Annotated in this window: 1 protein-coding gene; it reads right to left on the reverse strand. The window is 77.7% G+C overall.

Features of this window, described 5'->3' with window-relative positions:
* Positions 1–3,629 (reverse strand): type I polyketide synthase (locus tag V2S66_RS34215; protein ID WP_330800992.1); only part of this gene is annotated, 3,629 nt, incomplete at both ends.

Genomic DNA, 3,629 nt, shown 5'->3' on the forward strand with positions numbered 1-3,629 from the left:
GATGCTGGGCGTGGTGAGGGTCGTGACGCCGCCGGCCAGTGCCAGCGAGCACTCGCCGCTGCGCAGCGCACCGGCCGCCAGGTGAACGGCGACGAGTGAGGAGGAGCAAGCGGTGTCCACGGTCAGCGCGGGACCGTGCAGCCCCAGCACGTACGAGATCCGTCCCGAGGCCACGCTGCCCGCGTTGCCCAGGCCCTTGAGGCCCTCCAACTCCGGTGCGCGCTCGTCCTGTTCGGTGAGCCTGAGGTACTCGTTGCGCAGCATCCCGGCGAACACGCCGGTGGCGCTGCCGCGCAGCGTCCGCACGTCGAGCCCCGCGGACTCGAAGGCCTCCCAGGCGGTCTCCAGCAGCAGCCGCTGCGCCGGGTCCATCGCCAGCGCCTCACGCGGGCTGATGCCGAAGAACTCCGCGTCGAACTCGCCGACCCCGTCGAGGAATCCGCCGGCCCGCGCCGAACTCGTGCCGGTCCGGCCGGCGCCCGCGCCGTCGCCGGAACCGTCGCCCGCTCCGTCGCCCGATCCGGTTCCGTCGGCGAACAGGGCGTCGAGGTCCCAGCCGCGATCCTCGGGGAAGGGCGCGATCACGTCGCGCCCTTCGATGACGAGCCGCCACAGGTCCTCGGGGTTCTCCACACCGCCGGGGAAACGGCAGGCCATGCCGATGACGGCGATCGGCTCGTCGTCCGCGGCGGCGGGGACGACCGCCGGAGGGACGTCGGCCGAGGCGATGGCGGTGACCGGCGGGAGGGCCGGCTCGTGCGGGTCGGCCGGCTCGTGCGCGGTGGCAGCCGGCGCGTCCGCCGCGGGGCCCGCGTCCGCCGCGGGCCGCGGATCGGGCGCCGCCCTCCCGGCCGGCGGGCCGCCGGCAGCGGCGGCGGCGTCCACACCGAGCGAGCGGATCAGCTCGCGGGCCAGTTCCAGCGGCGTCGGATGGTTGAAGACCAGCGTCGCCGGCAGCGTCAGCCCGGTGGCCGCGCCCAGCCGGTTGCGGACCTCCACCGCGGTCAGCGAGTCCGCGCCCAACTCGCGGAAGGCCCGCTGCGGTGGCACGTCCCGGGCGTCGGCGTGGCCCAGCACGGTCGCGGTCACGGACCTGACGAGGTCGACGACCACGCGCTCGCGCTCGGCCTCCGTGAGCGGGGCCAGCCGCGCGGTCAGCGCGTCCCCGGCGGCCACCGGCTCCGCGGGGCGCACCACGCGCCGCGCCGGGCGCGCCAGAGCGCGCAGCAGCGGAGGCGTGCCGTCGCCGCCGCCCGCCGCGGGCGCCCGCAGGGACGCCGCGACCAGCGCGGGACGTCCCGCGGTGAGCGCCGCGTCGAAGAGCGCCAGGCCGCGCTCCGCGGTCAGCGGGCGCATACCGCCGCGGGCGATGCGCCGGTGGTCGGTCTCGCTGAGCGTGCCGGTCAGGCCGGTGGCGTCGGCCCACAGGCCCCACGCGAGCGACACGGCCGGCAGGCCGGCGGCCGCGCGCTGGGCGGCGAGCGCGTCCAGCGCGGCGTTGGCGGCGGCGTAGTTGGCCTGGCCCGCGCTGCCGAGGACCCCTGCGGCGGACGAGAACAGCACGAACGCCCCCAGCCGGGAGCCGAGGGTCAGCTCGTGCAGGTGGACGGCCGCGTCGATCTTCGGCCGCAGCACCGTGTCGAGGCGCTCGGGGGTGAGCGCGGTGACGAGTCCGTCGTCCAGCACGCCCGCCGAGTGCACGACGCCGGTCAGCGGACGGTCCAGCCGGCCGAGCACGGCGGCCAGCGCGTCCCGGTCCGCGACGTCGCACGCGGCCCACGCCACCTGCGCGCCCCGGTCCGTCAGCCACCGCGTCAACGCCTCGGCGCCCGGGGCGTGTTCGCCGCTCCTGCTGACCAGCACCAGGTGGCGGACCCCGTGCCGCGCCACCAGGTGGCGGGCCACGGCGGCGCCGATCCCGGTTCCGCCGCCGGTGACCAGGACCGTGCCCTCCGGGTCGAACGGGCCGGTCCCGCCGCCCCGCGCGGGCTGCCGCTCGACGGCCAGTCCGGGTACCAGCAGCACCCCGTCGCGGACCGCGAACTGGTTCTCGCCCACGGGCAGTTCGCGTGGCACCGCGGCGACGCCCGGCGCGCCGCCGTCCTTGCCCGCGGCGGCGTCCAGATCGACGAGTACGAACCGTCCCGGGTTCTCCGTCTGCGCGGACCTGACCAGGCCCCACACGGCTGCCGCCGCCGGATCGGGCCGCTCCCCGCTCCGGGCGGCCACCGCGCCCGCCGTCACCACGGCGAGGACGCCGCCCTCCGGGTGGTCCTGGGAGAGCCAGCGCTGTACTTCTGCCAGGGCCGCACCGGCCGCGGCCCGTACCGCTGCGGGCGTGCCGGCGCCGGTTCCCGCACCGGCGCCGGCAGCGATGAACACCGTCTCGGCCATGGCCGTCCCAGCCTCGCCGTCCGGCGCGGGCGCCCAGTCCAGGCGGTAGAGGGCGCCACCGCCGGTTCCTGCGGCGCTGAGCGGACGGCCGGCGGGCAACTCCCGCAGGGTCAGGGAACGCACGGTGGCGACCGCGCGCCCCGAGGTGTCGGTGACCGCGACCTTCATGCCGTCCGGGCCGTCGGGCGCCACCCGTACGCGCAGGGCGGTGGCGCCCGTCGCGTCGAACCGGACGCCGTTCCAGGCGAAGGGCAGCCGCGGGCGTGGCGGCGTTCCCTCGCCGCCGCCCTCGCCGTGGCTGCCGGTGCCCGTGCCGTCGTCGGCGTCCGCGCTGCCGGCCGTACCGCTCCCCGTCCCCCGCGGCGCCAGCAGGAAGGTCTGCAGCGCCGCGTCGAGCAGGGCCGGGTGGACCGCGAACCGCTCCGCGTCGCCGTGCAGTTCCTCCGGGAGGAGCACCTCCGCGCACAGGCTCGTGCCGTCGAGCCACGCGGCCCGCAGCCCCTGGAAGGCCGGCCCGTAGGAGTAGCCGGCGGCCTCCAGCCGCTCGTAGAAGCCGGAGACGTCGACCGGCACCGCGCCGGGCGGCGGCCACGCGCCGGCGTCGTCCGCCGGTGCCCCTTCGGCGTCCGGGGCGAGCGAGCCGCTGGCGTGGCGGGTCCACGGGCCGTCCGGGTCCCCGTGCGGGCGGGCGTGCACGACGACACCGCGCCGTCCCGCGGCGTCGGCCGCGGCGACACGCACCTGCACCTCGCTCGCGTCGTCCCCGCCGCCGAGGACGAGCGAGTGCTCGATGACGAGTTCGTCGAGCACCGGGCAGCCGACCTCGTCGCCGGCCCGTATCGCCAGTTCGGCGAAGGCCGCGCCGGGCAGGATCGCGGTGCCGTCCACGGCGTGGTCCGCCAGCCAGGGCTGTCCGGTCAGCGACACCCGCCCGGTGAACAGCGTCTCGTCGCTGTCGGCGGGCGTCACCACCGCGCTGAGCAGCGGGTGCCCCGTGGCGCCGAGTCCGCCGCCCGGCGCCGCCTCGGCGGCGGGGGTCGGCGCCATCCAGTAGCTGCGGCGCTGGAAGGCGTAGGTCGGCAGGTCGAAGGGGCGCGCCGGTTGCGCGTACGCCGGTGACCAGTCGAAGGGGGCACCGTGGGTCCACAACTCGGCGGCGGAGGCGAGGAATCGGCCGGCTCCGCCGTCGTCCCTGCGCAGGGTGCCGACGACCGTGCCGTCGACTCCCGCTGCTT

The sequence above is a fragment of the Actinacidiphila polyblastidii genome, assembly GCF_036353415.1.
Classification (GTDB): Bacteria; Actinomycetota; Actinomycetes; order Streptomycetales; family Streptomycetaceae; genus Actinacidiphila; species Actinacidiphila polyblastidii.